Raw genomic sequence first — 19,844 nt, forward strand, 5'->3', positions numbered from 1 at the left:
GAGATATTTTTGAAATTGTCTATTCTTCTATTCCCCCTGCTGAAAACATACATTTTAAGCAGGGGGTTTCTGTTATGGTCAATTTGATCTGGCTGGTTATGCTGATCTGCGGCATTATTGTCGCTGCCCTGAATGGAAATATCGATCAGGTCACTGCGTCGGCCCTTCAGGCTTCTGAACTCGGGGTAGAAGTGGCAATCGAGTTAATGGGTGTCATGAGCCTGTGGCTGGGTATCATGCATATTGCCGAAAAAGCAGGACTCATCCGGCACCTGGCCAGAATAAGCGCCCCGGTGGTCAGAAAACTTTTTCCGTCGCTCAGGGCGGATAGTCCTGCCTTCGGCCCAATTGTCATGAATCTCTGTGCGAATATCCTCGGTCTGGGTAATGCCGCTACGCCGTTTGGCCTGAAGGCCATGCAGGAGTTACAGAAAGAAAACCCGGATCAGGAAACAGCCAGTCCCGCGATGATTACGTTTCTGGCGCTGAATACGTCCTGTATTACGATTATTCCGGCCACAATCATTGCTGTCAGAATGAAAGCCGGATCGGCCAATCCAGTCGAGATCATTGGGACGACAGTTTTTGCCACAGGGTGTGCCATGGCCTCAGCCATCATTGCAGATGTTCTTTTTAGAAAGAGGAACGGATTATGACCATCATCTCTGAGCTTGCCAGATGGGCTATTCCGTTTATTTTATTTTTTGTGCCGCTTTATGGTTACCTCCATAAAGTTCCTGTATATGAGACATTTGTTGAGGGGGCGGAGAATGGCTTTAAAACCGCCGTAAAAATTATTCCGTTTTTAATTGGAATGCTGGTGTCCATTAAAGTGTTTGTGGATTCTGGCGCCCTGAATATGTTAATAAACCTTCTTCGACCTCTTTTTTTAGCTATGGACTGGAATCCAGACCTGTTAGGCATTATTCCTTTGGCCGTTATGCGGCCACTGAGCGGTTCAGGGGCCCTTGGGGTTGCAACTGAACTGATCCATCAATACGGACCTGATTCGTTTATCGGACGGCTTGCTTCCACGCTCCAAGGAAGCACAGATACCACCTTTTTTGTGCTTGCCGTCTATTTTGGCTCAGTCGGCATCAAAAAACACAGATATGCTTTAAAAGTCGGACTGCTCGCTGATGCAGTCGGACTGATTGCTTCAATCTGGATCGTCAGCAGGGTCTTTGGCTAAGGGTTTGCTTTCTGCAGTTTTTTTGCTAAAATCAATTGAGAGATGTTTCGTTAATGGTGGTTTTTTGATGGATTGTTCCGGAGATCAATCTGAACGTTTGCAAAAAGCGATGGCTCGTTTGGGCGTCGCTTCTCGGCGTCATGCCGAAATTCTGATCAGTCAGGGACTTGTAAAAGTGAATGGACAGACCGTAACGCAGCCGGGTTTTAAGGTAACGCCTGAGGATGTCATCGAAGTCAACGCTAAGACGTATTCTTCAGGACCAAGCGAAGACCTGGTCTACGTCATGCTTTATAAACCTGCGGGTGTTATTACAAGTGTTACGGATCCCCATCAAAGGAAAACGGTCATTGATTTACTTGGCCAGAATATTATAGAAAGAGTCTATCCGGTCGGCAGACTGGATTATGACACTTCAGGACTTCTGCTTCTGACCAATGACGGGGAACTTACATTTCGGCTGACGCATCCAAGTTTTGGCGTGGAAAAAGTATACCGGGCCTCAGTCGCCGGTAATATTTCTGATCAGGCAATCAGGACGCTTGAGTCGGGTGTACACCTCGAGGATGGTATGACTTCTCCTGCGAAAATTAAGAAGCTTTCCCGTGATAAAAGCGGCAACCAGACTGAAATTGAGCTTGCCATTCACGAAGGAAAGAACAGGCAGGTCAGGAGAATGCTTGAGCAGGTCGGATACCCCGTTTTTCGCTTGCGCAGAATCTGTTTTGGCCCGCTCCAGCTGGATCCAAAAATGACGGCAGGAGAATACCGACTGTTAACGACTTCTGAAGTCAATGCTTTGAAGGAAGCAGTAAGTATACGGTGATTTTTTTATATCATTTGTAAGTGATAGGTAATCAATGCGAAATAAATATTGATAATTGCGGGGAGAAAGCATGAATCTGAAACCAGCAAAAACGAAAAGAATCTACGAAGAAATAGTTGATCAAATCAGTACGCTGGTTGCTGAAGGACAAATTAAAGCAGGTGATAAGCTTCCTTCCGAACGGGATCTTGCGGAGAGGCTGCAGGTCAGCAGGGCGTCTGTCCGGGAAGCGCTCAGAGCTTTGGAAATTATGGGTTTGCTGGAAATCCGAAGCGGAGAAGGAACCTATATCAAACATGTTAATATCGAGTCTGTTATTGCTCCTTTGCCATGGGTGCTTTCTCTGGAGAAAGATACCATTTTCGAACTGATGGAGATAAGAAAAATCCTGGAGACCCAGGCTGCCGCACTGGCAGCAGAAAGGGCTGAATATCAGGATCTTTCCGCAATGAGGGGTTCTCTTATTGAGATCAGAAAGGGTCATAATACGGGCCGGCAGGGCTATCCCTGTGACCGGGATTTTCACGATGCTATAGCTAAAGGAACGAAGAATAAGATGCTGATCCGCATGCTCCATATGATTTCAGATATCATGCACCAGACATTGAAGACGAATTGGGCAGATACTTTTGAAAAAGAGGGCATGTCGGAACTTCTTTATCAGGAACATGAGGAAATATATCAGGCGATCGAAGCAGAATTACCTGAAGAAGCACATGCCGGAATGCTTCGTCATCTCGAAAGAATTGAAAATGAATTTCGCAAAGGATATGAATAATCATGAAGAAATACAATCAAATGCTGTATCATCCCGACAACTGTCTGAACAAGAAGAAGCCCTATCCCCGGGAATGCAGGCTTTGTATTGAAGCCTGTCCGCATAAGTCCATCGGTGATAAGAAAGAGATTTCGATAGAAAGCTGTACGGAATGTGGTGTCTGTATGGCCGTTTGCCCCTCTGACGGTTTTGTGGACAGAGACATGAAAAACCTCGGAGAGTACCTTTTGGAAAACGGAAATTGCGTATTAAATTGTCCAATGGCTGCGCCTGCCGGTTATGAAATTGCCTGCCTCGGGATGCTGGACAGGGATGCCTGGACAGTTTTAATGCTTTTGGCTGAATCCAAACAGGTCAGAATCCTTACAGGGGACTGTTCCAATTGCCAGGATAAACAGGCCGCAGCGGCCAGCCAGCGCTTCTATCTGGAGGTCAGCCAGCAATGGACGGATCATCCCGGCTTAAAGCTGGAGATTCTCCCTGCTGAAGAAGGCGCAGCAAAATCGGATTACGGTCCCGGACGTTTTGCTCGTGGCCGATCGAAAAAAGGGTTGAAAAACAGGTTGCGTGAATTTGGTAAAGATAGAATCAAGGCAGCGTTTCCGGCTATCGAAGCAGAAGAATCCTATGCCATTCCGAGGACCCGGCAATGGCTGGCAGAGACACTGAAACAGAAACCAAATAAAAAGGTGCCTTTTCAGGCAATCAGATATACCGATCATTGTAACGGCTGCGGGGTTTGTACCAAAATATGTCCGCAGCAGGCGCTCACGCTGAAACAGAAAGAAAATAAGATGCTTTTGATTTATGAACCGCTCCAGTGCGTTCAATGCGGTCGCTGTGTGGACATCTGCGGTTCCCGGGCTCTGAGCTTCGCATATCTGATGCTTCCGTTCAAGTTTCTAGCCGGGAAGGTTATCGTCGGAGAAGCGAATTCCTATTATTGCCGAGAGTGCGGCAAACAGATCTTCATCGATACGGATTCAGGCCTATGTGCTGCTTGTGCAGCGCATTCCACGAATATTGAAGGTAGGTAAACAGCCGTGCTATGCATCCTACTCCATTTGAAGTTGTCTAGATATACGGAGACTAATCTCTAAAGTTATTTTAGCAAGTGTTGTTGGTTTGCGATCAACATATTGGAAAGCAGGGAGAATGGATTGTGGTTAAAAAGGTTGTTGTAATAGGCGGTGGGGCTGCAGGCATGATGGCAGCGGGCCAGGCTGCTTCCGCCGGAGCGGAGGTGGTGCTCCTCGAAAAAATGACGAGACTCGGCAGTAAAATTGCAATTTCCGGTAAAGGTCGGTGCAATCTTACCAATGCGGGGGATATCAGTAATTTTGTAAGTTTTTATCCCGGAAACGGAAAATTTCTATACGCTTCCTTAAAAGAGTTCGGCAATGAGGCGTTGATTCATTTTTTTCAAGACTATGGTGTCGAAACAAAAGTAGAAAGAGGTGGAAGAGTGTTTCCGACAGCCGACGATTCGGAGGTAATCGTTAAGGCTTTAAAGAAGTATCTGGAACGAACATGCGTAAAAATCAGGCTTAACCAGGCTGTCAAAAAAGTCATGATCGAAGACGGGAAAGTAACCGGTGTTCAGCTGGCTGTCTCTGATGAAGTGCTTCCGGCAGATGCTGTGATCGTTGCCACGGGAGGAGCATCCTACCCTGGAACAGGATCAACCAGGGACGGATATACGCTGGCTGAAAAAGCAGGACATCGGATCATTAAGCCGCTGCCTGCGCTTGTTCCGCTCAAAACCCTTGAAAAATGGCCGAAAGAGCTTCAAGGGTTGACGCTGAAGAATACGGCTGCCTCAATCTGGATCGACGGGAAAAAGCAGGGAGAAGAATTTGGGGAGATGCTGTTTACGCATTTTGGTTTATCCGGTCCGATTATTCTAACCTTAAGCAGGATTGCTTCCAAGGCTTTGGACCAAAAACAGAAGGTTGAGCTGAAAATAAACCTAAAGCCCGCCCTTACTTCTGAGCAGACAGATTTAAGGCTGCAGAGGGATTTTCTGAAGTATGGCAACAAGCAGTTTAAGAACGCCCTGGACGATCTTCTCCCGCAGAGTATGATTCCTGTGATGGTCGCTTTATCGGAGATTGACCCAGAGAAGGTCGTTAATAAAGTTACTAAAGAAGAAAGGAAAAGACTCTGCCGGTTATTTCAGGAACTGGTACTTCATATAACGGCGACGCTCGGTATGGCGACAGCAATCGTTACCTCCGGGGGCGTTGATGCCAAGCAAATCAATCCAACTACGATGGAATCCCGTTTGGTCAAAGGGTTGTATTTTGCCGGGGAAGTGATCGATATCGATGGCGTAACTGGTGGCTACAATCTCCAGGCAGCTTTTTCAACCGGCTACAAAGCCGGAAAAGCGACGGCCAGGATGAGCTAATGCCGAATGAGCCATAGAAGCAAGGAACGACAAGATTATGGCAGACGGCTATGCTCTTGGGTAGGTCTGGAGGCCACAATACCGCTTTTCGGCTATTGCGCCCTCCATGGCGCAAAAAGCCGCGCTCCGCATCGTGCTCCGCTCACAGCGGAACTGTGGCCCCCAGACTAATCATAAGGTTATTTAAGCGGGGTTGTATGCCAGAATGCAGCTCGTTATCTTGCGCGTTCGAGGAGCAGTTCAGCAAACGCCTTTCATGTAAGCTTATCAGCGACTTCCTGTTAGAAGGTCTTCACGCCACAGTAACCGCGCAAGTGGAATATGGGCGAAGGTACAGGATTGCTTGGGGTAGAATAAGCCAAGGATGATAACATACCTGACTTGCAGTTCAGTCTCCATGGCCAGATAAGTAAAACATTCATAATTAGCTGCTTCGAAGAGCAACATTCTAGTTACAGACGTGCTTAAATAATCCTTAGATATCAGGCTGCGTGCCACAATTCCGCGCAAGCGGAGCATGGAGTGCGTAGCGCGGCTGTTAGCGCCATGGAGGGCGCTATCTGCCGAAAGTGGTATTGTGGCATGCAGACCAACCCCAGATAAGGTTTTATAGATGCCTTACAGAATGATGTCGGCATGCAAATTCCTGGCGGCGCATACATATTACTGAGGTGAGTCAGATGCGCTCCAGGAGATTTTCTTTCCCGCGCCAAAAAGTGTCAAGGTTTAAGGGCTTTGAGAAAACAGCCATCAGGATTATGGCAGTTTGTACAGTATTGTTAGGGCTGTATCAGCTGAAAGCATTTACCGATCCCGTCGAGTTCTATCTGAAATTTTCCGGAGAAATAGATGCCCCGGCCTTTAAATACAGCGAAAATGCAAACAGCGGCTCCATTAGTCTCTCCTTTGAGATAACTCCTGACAGTGTTGTAATGGTTAGACAAAATGACCAGGATATTGGAACCATTGAAAATGGGAAAAGCATCACAGTTGAACCTGGAACCGTTGTTCTGGATGCAACCGGCATTCCTTATCCGGTCACTGTCAATGTGATTCTGAATAGTAAAACATATTCGATTGAACTTAACGGGGATGTCAAAAGTTTTGATGTGAAGTTAAAATCTGCGGAGGCCAGCTGATAAGCTCGTCGTAAGTCCCTCGAGATAAGCTTTGCTAATCTCCGAAAATTCATGTAAGATAATGAAAGTAGGTGTTGTTTTTTTCTGACATCGCCTCTTTTTTTAGCGTGTAATTGTTTGTTAGCGTCATGAAGAACGTTTGTCTAGAAGGAGGATTGACTATGGTGCCGGATAGTAAGACGGTTGCTCTGGCTGCTTTAAGAATGGCAATGAGTGAAACCAGAGAAGAGGAAAGTGCGCTTAAACAGAAATTTTTAGCGGATAACATCAAGACAGTTGCCGTAGATTACGGCGGAGATTATCTTGCTTCAATTAAAAAGCTTGTCGAAAGGGCGATTGTTGCTTCGAAACGTGAAGGGGTAATCCACGATTCCCATGGCGACGAAGGGGCCGTCGCGGGCGCGACACGTGAGGCTTTAAGCCAGATTATGCCGAAAGCAGCGGGGCTGAATATCGGAGGAAAAATTGGGATTGCCCACCGCGGTGATCATCTCAGCGTGGCCGTGTTTTTTGGGGTAGGGCTGCTGCATTTGGATGAAGTAGCCGTAGGCCTTGGACACAGGGTTGCCCCACGAAGCTGAAAATATAGAAAACTTGGCTGTGGCGCCAATCCTTTTGGCAACAGCCTTAGTTGCACTTAGATCTATCAGAAAGGAACGTATTCTTTCTGATAGAATAAAAAAGGCTCCGGTTAAGGAGCAGAGTGTCAACAAATAAAGATAAGAGGCGATGATCGCTGATTTAGATTTCGCTTTCGTGTGCTGCGAACATATCATCATTCGAATCTTTTTGCCAAAACTTCTGAATGTGTTTTTCGATTTTTTTGCCATATCTTTTATAAGTACAACCCAGCAAAAACCCCCCCACCATGGCAGAACCCATGAACAGCAAGCTATGATCCGATTTTTTGGAATAAAGCATCCTAGCAGCCTCCTTCCGCTGTATATATTTCTGTGTAATTCATTTGAATTTATTATGTATAGATCTGAAAAAAATAATCTAGGATAATTTATGTAATTGCAGGGGATGAAATATGAAGTTGAATTTTAAGGCCTTAGCTTATTTTGTGATCGGTGTGGCAGTTGTTTTTTTACTGATGCCATTCGTCAGTTATTCTATCTATCAGTTCTTTCCTGAAATCAAAACGGCCTATTATCTTTCCATGATTACTTCGAATACCCTGTTTGTTATTTTGATTATGCTGATTATGTTCAAAAATAGGCTTTCCCTGAATGACCTGGGCTGGAGAAGGACCAACTTTGCTTCCGCCCTCATTGATGTATTCAAAATCTGTTTTTTGGTCTGGCTGATTAATATGATCTATATGGCATTTCTGTATTATTCAGGCCAAACGACGGCAGAAAATGAACTGGTAAAGCTCCTGCAGGACCCGACAATTTCCATGTTCATTGCGAACATTTTTCTGATCGCCGTTATTGTTCCTTTTATTGAGGAAACGCTTTTCCGGGGAGTACTGCTCGGCTGTTTGCGGAATTATTTCGGCAAATGGACGGCGATTGTAATCAGTGCCTGCATTTTTTCCGCCCTGCATTTTGATTTGACCGGCTTCATTCCGAAGCTGGTTCTCGGAATCGGACTTGGTTTTTTATATACCAAACATGATTCGATTTATCCGGCAATCGGGCTTCATGCGCTGAATAACTTACTGGCGGTTATCGGGGTCTCAGTATCTTAAACCGTAAAGTGAATTGTAAGCGATCATTTTGCTGTGGTATAATTTTGGCAGATGCGAGCTTCGAAACAGCGCGCAAGATTAAGATTTTTTTTGATTGGAGCATCGTTTTGGAACATTTGCGTGAAAATCATTTGCAGGTGGCGATTGACGGTCCTGCCGGGGCAGGAAAAAGTACCATTGCGAGAATCGTTGCCGACAAACTTGGTTTGTATTATCTTGATACAGGTGCGATGTATCGAACTGTAGCTTATAAAGCCCTTGCTTCAGGAATTTCCCTTCAGGATGAAAAGGCAGTAACAGGTCTGGCCCGGATCATTGACATCAGACTAAACCATAATGACCGTCAAGCCGTATTCTGCGACGGGGAAGATGTTACCTCTAAAATCCGGGATGTTGACGTAAGCAGGGCAGTATCGCTGATCGCATCTTATCCTGGGGTTCGTAACCGGCTGGTTGAACTACAGCGTCAGGAAGCACTGAAGGGCAATATCGTGATGGATGGCAGGGATATCGGTACATACGTCCTGCCGGATGCCGGAATTAAGATTTTTCTGACGGCTTCGGCTTCTGAACGCGCACGTCGGAGATACCTTGAGAATATCAAAGAGGGTAAGGAGGTATCTTTGGAAGAAATACGCTCGGATATTGAAAAACGAGATGCAGTAGATTCCCAGAGAAAATTTGCACCGCTGAAACCAGCTAAGGACGCGGTGATCCTCGATACGACAGGTTTAACGATTGATGAAGTTGTTGCCAAGATCATTAGAATTATCAGGGAGGGTTAAAGTGATGCTGTATTCATTGGCAAAGGGAATCATGACCCTTGTTCTGAAGGTCAAAGGATGTAGGATAACAGGCCTGGAAAATTTTCCTGCAGAAGGACCTGTGATTATAGCCTGCAATCATATTAGCCTCTGGGATCCGATTATTGTTGGCTGTTCGATGCCAAGACAGGTATATTTCATGGCGAAAGAGGAGCTTTTCTCGATACCATTGTTAGGGCAGATTCTGCACGGACTTGGTACTTTTCCGGTTAAACGCGGGAAGGGCGATATCGGGGCATTCCGAAAATCGGTCAGGCTGTTAAAAGAAGGAAAAGTTCTGGGGATATTTCCGGAAGGTACCCGCTCCAAAACCGGTGATATTCAGGAAGCCATGGCAGGGATCGTTTTGATTGTAAACAAAAGCCATGCCCCGATTCTGCCGGTCAAGGTATATGGAGCCAGAGGATTATTAACCCAAAAAAGGGGCAAGATAGGGATAATTATCGGTAAGCCATTTTATGCCGATAACCTTGAAATCCCTGAAAAGACTGAAAATAGTAGGGAATGGCTTGCCAATAAAATCATGGATGTTGTGAATGAAATGTAAAAATCATAAAAGGTTAACAAGGTACTAGAAGGAATTTTGTTTTTCTCAGCGAAATAGACGTGATAGGCATAAAAGGAGGGCAGTTTTGTTGACGATTCAGCGAGCGGCAAAAGCAGGTTTCTGTTTTGGAGTTAAACGGGCGATTGAATTGGCTGAAAAAGCTGCCGGCACCGGGTTGACTGCATCTTTGGGACCACTCATTCATAACCAGCAAGTTGTTGATTATTTGGCTGAGAAAGGATTGGAAGTCATTCACTCTGTTGATGAGGCTAAAATGGGTCAACAGCTTGTAATCAGGTCGCATGGCGTTCCCCCGGAAACGTACGAGGAAGCAAAGGAACGCGGAATTACCATTATTGATGCAACGTGTCCTTATGTTCAAAAAGCGCAAAGAATGGCCGCAAGCTCATCAGCAAACAGTTTTGTCATTGTTGTCGGTGACAAAAGCCATCCGGAAGTTAAAGGGATCCTGGGCTGGGCAGGAAGTAATGCCCTCGCCATTGAGACGCTGGCCGAGGCTGAAGATTTGCCGTACTACCCGAGAATTACAGTCTTGGCCCAAACAACACAGCAAAAAAGCCATTTTTTTACGGTTGTTGAAGAATTAAAAAAACATACTGGGGAGCTGATCGTCCAGAATACGATCTGCGCGGCAACTGAAGAACGTCAGGCCTCAGCCAGGGAATTGGCTGAAAAAGTGGATCTGATGATTGTCGTGGGGGGCTTGAGCAGTTCCAATACACGAAAACTGGGATCGATCTGCAGTGGGAAAACGAAAACATACTGTATCGAAACAGCTGAAGAATTACTGGAGATCTGGTTTACGGATGCTAAAATTACCGGCTTGACAGCAGGAGCTTCCACACCGGATTGGATTATCGAGGAGGTTTACAAGAAAATGTCGGAGTTTATGGAAAAAACACAGATCCAAGAGGCTGAGGAAAGCGTTGTGAAGACGGTTAGTACGGTTAGTGATGAAGAAAACATGATGGAAAATTTTGATAAGGGACTGCCCAAACTTTATCGGGGCGCGATTGTCAAAGGGACCGTCGTAAAAATAACAGGCGATGAGGTATTTGTGGATATTGCCTGGAAATCGGAGGGCATGATTCCTTTTGAGGAGCTTTCCGCTACCAAGGTTTCGAATATTAATGATCTCGTTAAAATTGGTGACACGATTTCCGTGATGGTCATGCGTGTTGAAAACCAGGAAGGCTACCCTGTTTTATCCCGTAAACGGGCCAATGAGGTTGAAGCGAAGGAACAGTTGGCCCATCTGGCCGAATCAAAAGAAGAAGTTCAGGCAGTCGTAACGGAAGCAGTCAAAGGCGGACTTCTGGTCGACCTCGGAATGAGAGGCTTTGTGCCTGCTTCTCAGGTTGAGACCGGCTTCGTAGACAATCTTGAAGAATATATCGGGAAAACACTTCGTTTAAGAGTCATCGAGTACGATGAATACAAGAAGAAACTGGTTCTTTCCCAAAAGGTTATTTTAGCTGAAGAGCAGGAAGGTAAAAAAGAAAAGCTTCTGGAGACGCTTAAAGAAGGCGATATCGTGAAGGGAACAGTCCGCCGCCTGGCCGATTTTGGTGCGTTTGTTGATCTTGGCGGTATTGACGGGCTGCTGCACATCTCGGATATGGCTTTCTCCAGAGTAAAACACCCATCGGAGATCGTGAATGTCGATGATGAAGTTGAAGTTCAGATCTTAGCCATTGATACCCAAAAAGGCAGGATTTCCCTCGGGTTAAAACAGCTTAAAACGAATCCGTGGTCTGCTGCTGCTGAAAAATATGCCGTGGGATCCATCGTACACGGCAAAGTCGTCAGAATCGCACCTTTCGGTGCTTTCGTAGAACTGGAGGACGGGATCGATGCGCTGGTGCATATTTCCCAGCTGGCCGACCACAGGGTCATGAAAGTACAGGATGTCGTACAGGTTGGACAGGAGATCACAGCCAAAGTCATTGATTTTAAACCGGAAGATAAAAAAATAAGCTTGAGTATCCGGGAACTGCTTACGGAAGCCAGTGAAGCCAGTGCCCGTCAGGATTTGGAGAACCAACCGGAAATACCTGAAGTTACGATTGGCGAGAAAATCGGAAATATCCCGGATACAGACGTGGACACACTTTAATAAAATTAATGCATCAAATGGCTTCTTGCTTTGATTTGGCAGGAAGTCATTTCACTTCAGATGGAATTAATGCAACAGGAGGTCAAAAGATGGCTGTTCAGAAGATAAAAACAAAAAAACCTGACTTTATTCTGTTATTTTCTGCAGTCATCATTTTGGCAGTTGGTCTGATTATGGTTTTAAGTGCCAGCTCCTCTTTTTCCTATGAGAATACCAATAATTCTTATTATTTATTTTTTAAGCAGCTGCGCTGGGTAAGCCTTGGAATAGTGGCAGCCGGGGCGGCGGTTTTTATTCCTTTGAAGTTTTACCGGAAGATTTCCGGGCTGAGTATTCTCGTCAGTGTCATCCTGCTCCTGTTGGTCGAATTCAGCAATATGTCTATTACTACGAAAGGATCGGCCCGCTGGCTGGATATTTTCGGGATGTCCGTACAACCATCGGAGATTGCGAAACTGGCCATCGTTTTTTTCTTCGCCTATATTCTTAACCGCTATCCGATAAAGAAGTTTACGGATATCTTCCTGCCGGTTGGTGTGCTCGCGGTCATTTTCTTGCTGGTTTATAAACAGCCCGACCTTGGAACCGCGATTGTCATCCTGGCAGCAGGAGGGTTTATGCTTTTGATGACTGAGCTTCCGACAGGTTATTTTCTTGCTGCGATACCGCTAATTGGCATCCCGGGATTCTACCTGGTCAAAGGTGAAGAGTATCAGTGGAACAGAATTTTAGGCTGGCTGCATCCATGGGAATATGCAACGACCTACGGCTACCAGCAGATTAATGCCCAGATAGCCTTCGGGTCGGGCGGACTGCTCGGGATAGGTATTGGGAGAAGCAATGAAGGGCTCGGGTTTTTGCCTGAAAATTATACGGATACCATTTTTGCCGTGATCGGACAAGAATTTGGTTTCTTCGGGACTTCGCTTATGATCTTGTGTTTTATCGTACTCATTGGGCGCGGCTATGCCATATCCCGGCAATGTCCGGATGGATTCGGACGGATGCTCGGATTTGGGATCACAACGATCCTGGGCATCCAAACCGTGATTAATCTTTGTGTTGTAACCGGTCTTTTTCCGGTAACTGGGATTACGCTTCCTCTCGTATCCTATGGAGGAAGCTCCCTGCTTGTAACCATGTTTGAAATAGGTATTTTATTGAATATTTCGCGCTTCCGACAGGATAAGCTGTTGCGAAGCAGCTAGCAGACGAATCATAAGGTTGTTTATGCTTCAATTCGATTGGGTAGTTATTTGAAAAATGGTTTACTAGTACCTTTATAATAGCCATTATAGTATAATAAAAAGGTTAACCAAGTGCTAAAGCGTTTTACGTTGGAAAAGGATGGGAAAAATGCCCAATGGGTTGATGGTATCTGCTGTCATGAAAAACAGTATTGCTGCTGAGATGGAAATCGAACCCGGAGATGAGATTCTCCAGGTGGATCAGCATAATGTTCAGGATATTTTGGATTTGCAGTATTGGACCGCTGAAGAAGAATTTACATTAATCATTCAGAAGAAGAATCATGAGATCTGGGAACTGGAGATTATCAAGGAACCGGAGGAACTGCTTGGTATCGAAGTCAGCAGCGTAGGCCGGGACGGACTAATGAAGTGCCGGAATAACTGTGTTTTCTGCTTTGTCCGGCAGATGCCTCCCGGGATGAGATCATCGCTGTACGATCTGGATGACGATTACCGGTTGTCGGTGAACCAGGGGAGCTATATCACTCTGTCCAACCTGAAGGAGAAGGATTTTCAGAGAATCATCGACATGCATCTAAGTCCTTTGTATATCTCCGTTCATGCATGGAATCCCGTCGTCAGGGAGAAACTGATGAGAAACAGGCAGACCGGGAAGCTGGCGGAGCAAATAAAAAGGCTTGCTGAAGCTGGTCTTGTTCTTCATACGCAGATCGTTCTGGTTCCTGATTACAATGACCGGGAGATATTGCAGGAAACCGTGGAGAACCTTGCGGCCTTTTTCCCACAGGTCCAGTCCATTGGGATTGTTCCGGTCGGCTTAACAAAGTACAGGGATGGATTGCCTGAACTTCGGACTGTAACGCCGGAGGAGGCCAAGGAAGTCCTGGATATCGGCATAGAATGGCAGCAAAAATACCGAAAACGGACCGGCCTAAACCTTGTTTATTTTTCCGATGAATTTTATATGCTTGCCGGCAGAGATCTTCCTTCATATCCGGAATATGATGACTTTCCGCAACTGGAAAACGGCATTGGCATGGCCCGAAAGTTTCAGGAAGAAATCCGGATGTGTCTCTGTGACCTGCCGAGGCAGATTCCGGAAAGAAAGATACATCTCGTAACTGGTTCATCAGCAGCGGCATATTTCCGGTCCAGGATCGCGGAGCTGCCTGCAGTTCAGGGTGTACATATTACCGTTCATGAGATTGGCAACCGTTTTTTTGGACCTGCGGTGACCGTAGCAGGGTTGCTCACGGCTCAGGACATCGCACCGCAACTGGGTGACCTGCAGGGAGAATATTTCTTACTATCGCGCGTGATGCTGAGAGCCGGTGAAGAAGTATTCCTCGATGGATATGATGTCCGGTGGTTGACCGAACAGGTCAATGGCATACCGGTAGTTGTGGAGAATGATGGTCAATCTTTTATAGAAGGACTTTTTGGGATAACGATTGGAGGTTCGGAAAATGAGTAAACCTGTGGTAGCAATTGTTGGGCGTCCGAATGTAGGGAAATCGACGCTATTTAACAGAATCGTCGGCGGCTTGGTGGCCATCGTTGAAAATACCCCCGGGGTAACAAGGGACCGGTTATATTTTGATGCTGAATGGCTTGGCAAAAAATTTACGCTGATTGATACCGGCGGCATAGAATTTAAAGATGAAACGACACCGCTTTCATCGAAGATGAAACAGCAGGCCGAAATCGCAGTCGATGAAGCTGATGTCATCATGTTTCTTGTCGATGCCAAATCCGGGATTACGCCGGATGATCAGCAGATCGCCAGATACCTGCGTAAATCGAGCAAACCGGTATTGCTGGTCGCGAATAAAGTAGAAAAATTTACCCGTTTTGAGGCAGAGGCCCATGAATTTCTGCCGCTGGGTTTCGGTGATCCGATTCCGGTCTCGGCCGTTCACGGCATGAATACCGGGGATCTTCTCGATACGCTTGTTTCGGCCCTGCCGGAAGATGCCGCGGCCGACTATGACCCGGATGTGATCAAAATCGCCGTGATTGGCAGACCGAATGTCGGCAAATCATCCATTGTCAATATGCTGCTCGGGGAGGAACGGGTCATTGTCAGTGACATACCCGGAACGACCAGGGATGCGATCGATACCCCGTTTACGTATGAAGACAGAAATTATGTATTGATCGATACGGCCGGCATCAGGCGCAAGAAAAAAATCTCCGAAGTCACGGAAAACTACAGTGTGGTGCGTTCTTTCCGGGCGGTGGACAGGTCGGATGTCGTACTGATGGTGATTAATGCCATCGAAGGCGTAACAGACCAGGACAAGAAAATTGTCGGCTATGCACATGAAGCAGGAAAAGGTCTCATCCTTGTGATCAATAAATGGGATCTAGTGATCAAAGATGAGAAAACCATCAATAAATATGAAAAAGATATCCGGGAAGAACTGGCTTTTGTCCTTTATGCACCCACGCAGTTCGTTTCGGCCAAGACAGGCCAAAGAATCAATAAAATTATGGATCTGGTGGAATTTGTTGCAGAGCAGACCAGCAGACGTATCTCGACCAGCACCTTAAACAACCTGCTTCGGGAATGGGTGCATCTGAATCCGCCGCCATCGGATAAAGGCGTACGGCTAAAGATTTTATATGCAACACAAAGCAGTGTTCAGCCTCCGACCTTTATATTCTTTGTGAATGATCCGGAGCTTGTTCACTTTTCGTATAAGCGCTATCTGGAAAATCAGCTGCGTAAGAACTTTGGCTTTGAAGGTTCGCCAATCAGAATGATCATGCGAAAAAGAGACGAAGAAAAACAATAATCTGCAAGTAAGAGAAATGAAGGAGAAAGTTTCATTATGTTTGCGTATCTGATTTTTTTGCTTGCTTATCTTCTGGGAGCACTACCATCTGCTTTTCTGGCAGGCAAGATCAAAAATATAGATGTTCGGAAGCATGGAAGCGGCAATATGGGAGCTACAAACACCTTCCGTGTTCTGGGTCCATTGTGGGGAATCGGCGTACTGGCTGCGGATGCGCTTAAAGGCGGCCTTGCAGCTTACCTTTGCTGGCTGGTCTTCGGCCCCTGGGGCGGCATTGCCGGTGGTCTACTTGCGATGCTCGGACATAGCTTTAATCCGTATTTTGGCTTTAAGCGAACCGGTAAAGGTGCTGCCTGCGGTTTGGGTGTCATTGTTGTTCTGGTGCCGAAGGTAACGATTGTTGCCCTGGTGGTTTTTATTCTGGTTGTGCTCGTAAGCAGGTACGTTTCGTTGGGATCAATTCTAGCCGCAGTTACCGTGATTATCATGGCTTTTGTTTTTCAGGAGCCGCTCGAGTATAAAGTACTGGCCTTGGTAGGCGCCTCAACAGTGATTTTCTTGCATCAGTCCAATATTAAAAGAATCCTTAACGGGACTGAAGCTAAGTTTGGTAAAAATAAAGGGGAGTGAAAACAAAGTGAAAAAAATTGCAGTGTTTGGTTCAGGGAGCTGGGGAACAGCAATTTCTCTTCTGCTGGTCAGGGCAGGACATAAGGTCTCCCTTATCGGGATTTTTTCAGATGAGATAGAGCTGATGAAACGAAAAAAGGAAAATATTCAGTATCTTCCGGGATGCTTTTTGCCGGACGAGATCACCCCGACGACGGACTTAAAAGAAATCGATGCTGAAGCCGTTTTCATCAGCGTACCTTCCCATGCGGTCAGAGAAAGCGCACGTCTGATCAAGCCATACTTAAGACCTGGCTGCATCATGATCAATACGGCCAAAGGACTCGAAGAGAATACAGGGTTAAGGCTTTCCCAGGTACTTGAGGAAGAACTGCCGGGTCATCCAATTGCGGTCTTATCCGGCCCGAGTCATGCGGAGGAAGTCGGCAGAGATGTTGTTACAGCCGTCGCCGTTGCCGCCAAGGATATCAAAGTGGCCGAAACCGTCCAGGATCTGATCATGACTTCCAAATTCAGAGTGTACACAAATCTTGACATGATCGGCGTTGAGATGGGCGGGTCGCTCAAAAATATTGTTGCGCTCTGTACCGGTATCCTGGATGGGATGAACCCGAAAGACAATACCAAAGCAGCCTTAATGACCAGGGGACTCGCTGAGATGACCCGACTCGGGGTGGCCATGGGCGGTCAGCCTGAGACTTTTTACGGGCTGGCCGGAATAGGAGATCTTATTGTGACTTGCACAAGCCTGCACAGCCGTAACCTGCGGGCAGGAAGGGCACTGGGCGCCGGTAAGCCGCTCGATGAAGTCCTGAGGGAAGTCGGCATGGTCGTGGAAGGCGTTCGCGCGACAAAAGTCGCCTTTGAGCTGAGTAAAAAATATGGTATTTCTATGCCGATCACCGAACAGGCCTACAAAGTACTGTTTGAAGGACTTAGTCCGAGCGAAGCACTTGAGAACCTCATGATGAGAGGCAAAAAACATGAAACAGAGGATATGGGGATATTCGGGCGTTAAGTCTTGGGATATAGTCCTGAGATAAGCTTAGCATGCATTTTAGAGTTGACAAGGTACTAGGCTGCTGACAAATTTGTTAGCAGCTTTTTGCTTTGCTTACTTCTTTTAGTTTAATTTAGTTTGCTTTGACGCGCCCTGAGATCTGATGCGGTTCATCCTCCTGGCTGTTCTTCACAATATATATTTCCAATGCCTTGTGACAAAGAAATCCGAGTTTGATACATAATGCCAGGAAAAAGATCCCGAGCATAAGCATGATGATGGTTCCAATAATGATTAACAGTGACGAGATCATATTCAGCACACCTCCGTTTTGTTGTGGATACTGTGTTCTTGCCTATATGTATTGCAAATAGCGGAAGATATTCTTGAGTCCTCAGAAAAAATGGATAAATAATTTAGACATAAATTTGTTATTTCTTCAATATAAATATAATGCTTGAGGTGCTAGTCCTGTTGTTAAGTGTGAGAAGACAAAACAAGCAAAAAAAGTAGATTTCAGGTCCTTGCTGGAAGGACAGCACACTAAAAGGGAGGGAAAAGATCTATGCAAAACTATGATATTTTCAGCGATATTGCTGAAAGGACAGGAGGGGATATTTATTTCGGTGTTGTCGGTCCCGTCAGGACTGGAAAATCTACATTTATTAAACGTTTTATGGAACTCCTGGTCTTGCCGAACATAGTCAATGTATTTGAGCGGGAAAGAGCACGGGATGAGCTTCCGCAAAGTGGCGCGGGCCGTCGAATCACAACGACGGAGCCCAAGTTTATTCCTTCTGAGGCGGTTGAAGTTGTTTTGAAGGATACGATTCACATGAATGTCAGAATGGTGGATTGTGTCGGATACGCTGTGAATGGTGCACTTGGTTATGAGGGGGAAGAAGATGAACCGCGAATGGTTCATACCCCCTGGAATGACGAACCGATCCCTTTTGAGGAAGCGGCTGAAATAGGTACCCGCAAAGTGATTACCGACCATTCTACCTTGGGTATCGCCATCACGACAGACGGATCGATATCCGAAATTCCGAGAGAAAACTATCTTGAGGCGGAGCAGCGGGTCGTTTCCGAACTGAAGGAAATAGGCAAACCATTTATTCTGCTGCTGAATACGACCAAACCCTACGCGGAAAGCACCATGGAGCTATGCCGCGGCCTGGAGCAGGAATACCAGGTGCCGGTCATTCCGGTAGACTGCATGGAAATGAACTTAAATGACATTTCTCAGATCCTTGAGGAAATTCTGTATGAGTTCCCTGTTGCCGAAGTCAATATTGAACTCCCCAAATGGGTTGAAGAACTGGACCTTTCCCATCCGATCCGGGCCGAGTTTGAGAACGTCATTCAGAAATCGGTTGGGGATATCAAGCGGATCAGGGATATCGATCATGCCCTGGAGATATTGTCTGAATGTCCGCATTCCAAAGACATTATTCTAAAAGAGACCGATCTCGGAACGGGCCATGCCGAAATCGAGATCACCACCGAAAAAGATCTGTTTAAACAAGTCCTGGAACAGCTGACGGGAATTAATATTGAAGGCGATCATACGCTTTTAAGAATGATTTTGGATTATAGCAAAGCCAAAAAAGAATGGGATAAACTCTCGAAAGCTTTTGAAGAAGTCAAAACAAACGGCTATGGTGTTGTCACACCGCAACTGGACGAAATGTTTCTGGAAGAGCCTGAACTGGTCAAATCCGGAGGTCATTTCGGAATCAAGCTTAAAGCAAGCGCACCGTCCCTGCATATTCTGAGGGCGGATGTCACGACGGAAATAACGCCGCTGATCGGGACCGAAAAGCAGGCCGAAGAACTGGTCAAGTATCTTCTGGAAGAATTCGAATCTGATCCGAAGAAATTATGGGGGTCCAATATTTTCGGTAAGTCCCTGCATGACTTGGTTAGGGAAGGAATTCAGAACAAGCTTTACAAAATGCCGGACAATGTCCAGATCAAACTGCAGGATACGCTGCAGCGTATCGTGAATGAAGGACACGGCGGTCTGATCTGCATCATTATTTAGAGGCGCATGAACAGACATTTTTCTTAAAGGAAGGGAAAGCCCCACATTAGGCTTTCCCTTCCTTTAACTAATCTGGTTGTCAAAACCGTCATAAAATGATTATAATAGATGAAACAGCATGCTAAAAAAGTTGGGAGCTGAATTGTGTGAGCAAACAGAAAAAAGATTTTCTGTTGGTAAGCAAGGAGATTCTTCCTGAGGCGATTACGAAAACAGCTCAGGCTAAAGAACTTTTGGCGAAATTTGATGTGCTGACCGTGAATGAAGCCTGTGAGAGGGTCGAAATAAGCCGGAGTGCATTTTATAAATATAAAGATGGAGTTTTTCCGTTTTATGAAGCAAGTAAAGAGAAGATGATTACGCTGTCTTTGCTGCTAATGGACAAAGCAGGGATTTTGTCAAATGTTTTAAACTATGTCGCTTCAGTCTCCGGAAATATCATTACCATCAATCAGGGAATCCCGCTGCAGGGGATTGCCAATGTCTCCCTTTCGATCGAAACAGAAAAAATGGAAGAAACTGTGGAAAGCCTGGTGTCAAATCTGGGTGAGCTGGATGGTGTACGTAAAATCGAATTGATTGCTAAAAGTTGAAATGTACCAATGTGAT

At 45.9% G+C, this 19,844-nt stretch carries 21 protein-coding genes; 19 read left to right on the forward strand and 2 right to left on the reverse strand.

Annotation, left to right across the window (positions count from 1 at the left end):
- Positions 1-74: 74 nt before the first annotated feature.
- The 8 genes from A7D23_RS15195 (at position 75) to A7D23_RS15230 (ending at position 6,926) form a co-directional block, all read left to right on the forward strand.
- The gene (locus A7D23_RS15195; RefSeq protein WP_068884405.1) at positions 75-656 is read left to right on the forward strand and encodes a nucleoside recognition domain-containing protein; all 582 of its coding nucleotides are present in this window, start codon (positions 75-77) and stop codon (positions 654-656) included.
- A complete protein-coding gene (locus A7D23_RS15200; protein ID WP_068884408.1) occupies positions 653-1,192 on the forward strand; it encodes a spore maturation protein in 540 nt (179 codons plus the stop codon). The genes A7D23_RS15195 and A7D23_RS15200 overlap by 4 nt, the downstream gene beginning before the upstream one ends.
- A 67-nt stretch (positions 1,193-1,259) precedes the next feature.
- Complete coding sequence (locus tag A7D23_RS15205; protein WP_068884411.1) at positions 1,260-2,018, forward strand: pseudouridine synthase; 759 nt, start codon at positions 1,260-1,262, stop codon at positions 2,016-2,018.
- A 70-nt stretch (positions 2,019-2,088) separates the two neighbouring features.
- The gene (locus A7D23_RS15210) at positions 2,089-2,796 is read left to right on the forward strand and encodes a FadR/GntR family transcriptional regulator (RefSeq protein ID WP_068884414.1); all 708 of its coding nucleotides are present in this window, start codon (positions 2,089-2,091) and stop codon (positions 2,794-2,796) included.
- Positions 2,797-2,798: 2 nt separating this feature from the next.
- Positions 2,799-3,833: a 4Fe-4S dicluster domain-containing protein gene (locus tag A7D23_RS15215; protein ID WP_068884417.1), complete on the forward strand. Its 1,035-nt coding sequence runs from the start codon at positions 2,799-2,801 to the stop codon at positions 3,831-3,833.
- A gap of 125 nt (positions 3,834-3,958) precedes the next feature.
- Positions 3,959-5,206: an NAD(P)/FAD-dependent oxidoreductase gene (locus A7D23_RS15220; RefSeq protein ID WP_068884419.1), complete on the forward strand. Its 1,248-nt coding sequence runs from the start codon at positions 3,959-3,961 to the stop codon at positions 5,204-5,206.
- Between the two features lie 680 nt (positions 5,207-5,886).
- Positions 5,887-6,345, forward strand: a complete 459-nt coding sequence (locus tag A7D23_RS15225) for a hypothetical protein (RefSeq protein ID WP_068884421.1) — start codon at positions 5,887-5,889, stop codon at positions 6,343-6,345.
- Between the two features lie 161 nt (positions 6,346-6,506).
- Positions 6,507-6,926: a HutP family protein gene (locus A7D23_RS15230; RefSeq protein ID WP_068884425.1), complete on the forward strand. Its 420-nt coding sequence runs from the start codon at positions 6,507-6,509 to the stop codon at positions 6,924-6,926.
- Between the two features lie 160 nt (positions 6,927-7,086).
- On the opposite strand, the gene A7D23_RS15235 is transcribed toward A7D23_RS15230, so the two are convergent.
- Positions 7,087-7,266 carry a hypothetical protein gene (locus tag A7D23_RS15235; protein ID WP_015043061.1) on the reverse strand — a complete coding sequence of 60 codons (180 nt, stop codon included), beginning with the start codon at positions 7,264-7,266 and terminating at the stop codon, positions 7,087-7,089.
- A 112-nt stretch (positions 7,267-7,378) separates the two neighbouring features.
- On the opposite strand from A7D23_RS15235, the gene A7D23_RS15240 reads away from it, so the two are divergent.
- From A7D23_RS15240 to A7D23_RS15280, 9 genes are all read left to right on the forward strand, one after another.
- Positions 7,379-8,041, forward strand: a complete 663-nt coding sequence (locus A7D23_RS15240; RefSeq protein WP_068884427.1) for a type II CAAX endopeptidase family protein — start codon at positions 7,379-7,381, stop codon at positions 8,039-8,041.
- A gap of 107 nt (positions 8,042-8,148) precedes the next feature.
- A complete protein-coding gene (gene cmk, locus A7D23_RS15245) occupies positions 8,149-8,826 on the forward strand; it encodes a (d)CMP kinase (RefSeq protein WP_068884470.1) in 678 nt (225 codons plus the stop codon).
- A 4-nt stretch (positions 8,827-8,830) separates the two neighbouring features.
- Positions 8,831-9,412: a lysophospholipid acyltransferase family protein gene (locus tag A7D23_RS15250; protein ID WP_068884472.1), complete on the forward strand. Its 582-nt coding sequence runs from the start codon at positions 8,831-8,833 to the stop codon at positions 9,410-9,412.
- An 88-nt stretch (positions 9,413-9,500) separates the two neighbouring features.
- Entirely contained in the window at positions 9,501-11,549 is a 2,049-nt protein-coding gene (locus A7D23_RS15255; protein ID WP_068884430.1) for a bifunctional 4-hydroxy-3-methylbut-2-enyl diphosphate reductase/30S ribosomal protein S1, read from the forward strand.
- Positions 11,550-11,638: 89 nt separating this feature from the next.
- The gene (locus A7D23_RS15260; protein ID WP_068884433.1) at positions 11,639-12,757 is read left to right on the forward strand and encodes a putative peptidoglycan glycosyltransferase FtsW; all 1,119 of its coding nucleotides are present in this window, start codon (positions 11,639-11,641) and stop codon (positions 12,755-12,757) included.
- 148 nt (positions 12,758-12,905) lie between these two features.
- Entirely contained in the window at positions 12,906-14,234 is a 1,329-nt protein-coding gene (locus A7D23_RS15265; protein ID WP_068884438.1) for a DUF512 domain-containing protein, read from the forward strand.
- The gene (gene der / locus A7D23_RS15270; RefSeq protein WP_068884446.1) at positions 14,227-15,558 is read left to right on the forward strand and encodes a ribosome biogenesis GTPase Der; all 1,332 of its coding nucleotides are present in this window, start codon (positions 14,227-14,229) and stop codon (positions 15,556-15,558) included. The genes A7D23_RS15265 and der overlap by 8 nt, the downstream gene beginning before the upstream one ends.
- Before the next feature lie 36 nt (positions 15,559-15,594).
- Complete coding sequence (gene plsY, locus A7D23_RS15275; RefSeq protein ID WP_068884449.1) at positions 15,595-16,188, forward strand: glycerol-3-phosphate 1-O-acyltransferase PlsY; 594 nt, start codon at positions 15,595-15,597, stop codon at positions 16,186-16,188.
- Between the two features lie 7 nt (positions 16,189-16,195).
- Entirely contained in the window at positions 16,196-17,206 is a 1,011-nt protein-coding gene (locus A7D23_RS15280; RefSeq protein ID WP_068884452.1) for an NAD(P)H-dependent glycerol-3-phosphate dehydrogenase, read from the forward strand.
- A 115-nt stretch (positions 17,207-17,321) separates the two neighbouring features.
- Here the strand turns inward: A7D23_RS15280 and A7D23_RS15285 are convergent, their stop codons facing one another.
- Positions 17,322-17,501 (reverse strand): hypothetical protein, encoded by a 180-nt coding sequence (locus tag A7D23_RS15285; RefSeq protein ID WP_068884454.1) that lies wholly within the window; start codon positions 17,499-17,501, stop codon positions 17,322-17,324.
- A 252-nt stretch (positions 17,502-17,753) separates the two neighbouring features.
- On the opposite strand from A7D23_RS15285, the gene spoIVA reads away from it, so the two are divergent.
- Positions 17,754-19,235 (forward strand): stage IV sporulation protein A, encoded by a 1,482-nt coding sequence (gene spoIVA, locus A7D23_RS15290; protein WP_015043050.1) that lies wholly within the window; start codon positions 17,754-17,756, stop codon positions 19,233-19,235.
- Between the two features lie 146 nt (positions 19,236-19,381).
- Positions 19,382-19,828, forward strand: coding sequence for an ACT domain-containing protein (locus A7D23_RS15295; RefSeq protein ID WP_019226351.1), 447 nt, complete (start codon positions 19,382-19,384; stop codon positions 19,826-19,828).
- The last annotated feature ends 16 nt before the right edge of the window (positions 19,829-19,844 follow it).

The organism is Dehalobacter sp. TeCB1 (genome assembly GCF_001707455.1).
Lineage (GTDB): Bacteria > Bacillota > Desulfitobacteriia > Desulfitobacteriales > Syntrophobotulaceae > Dehalobacter > Dehalobacter restrictus.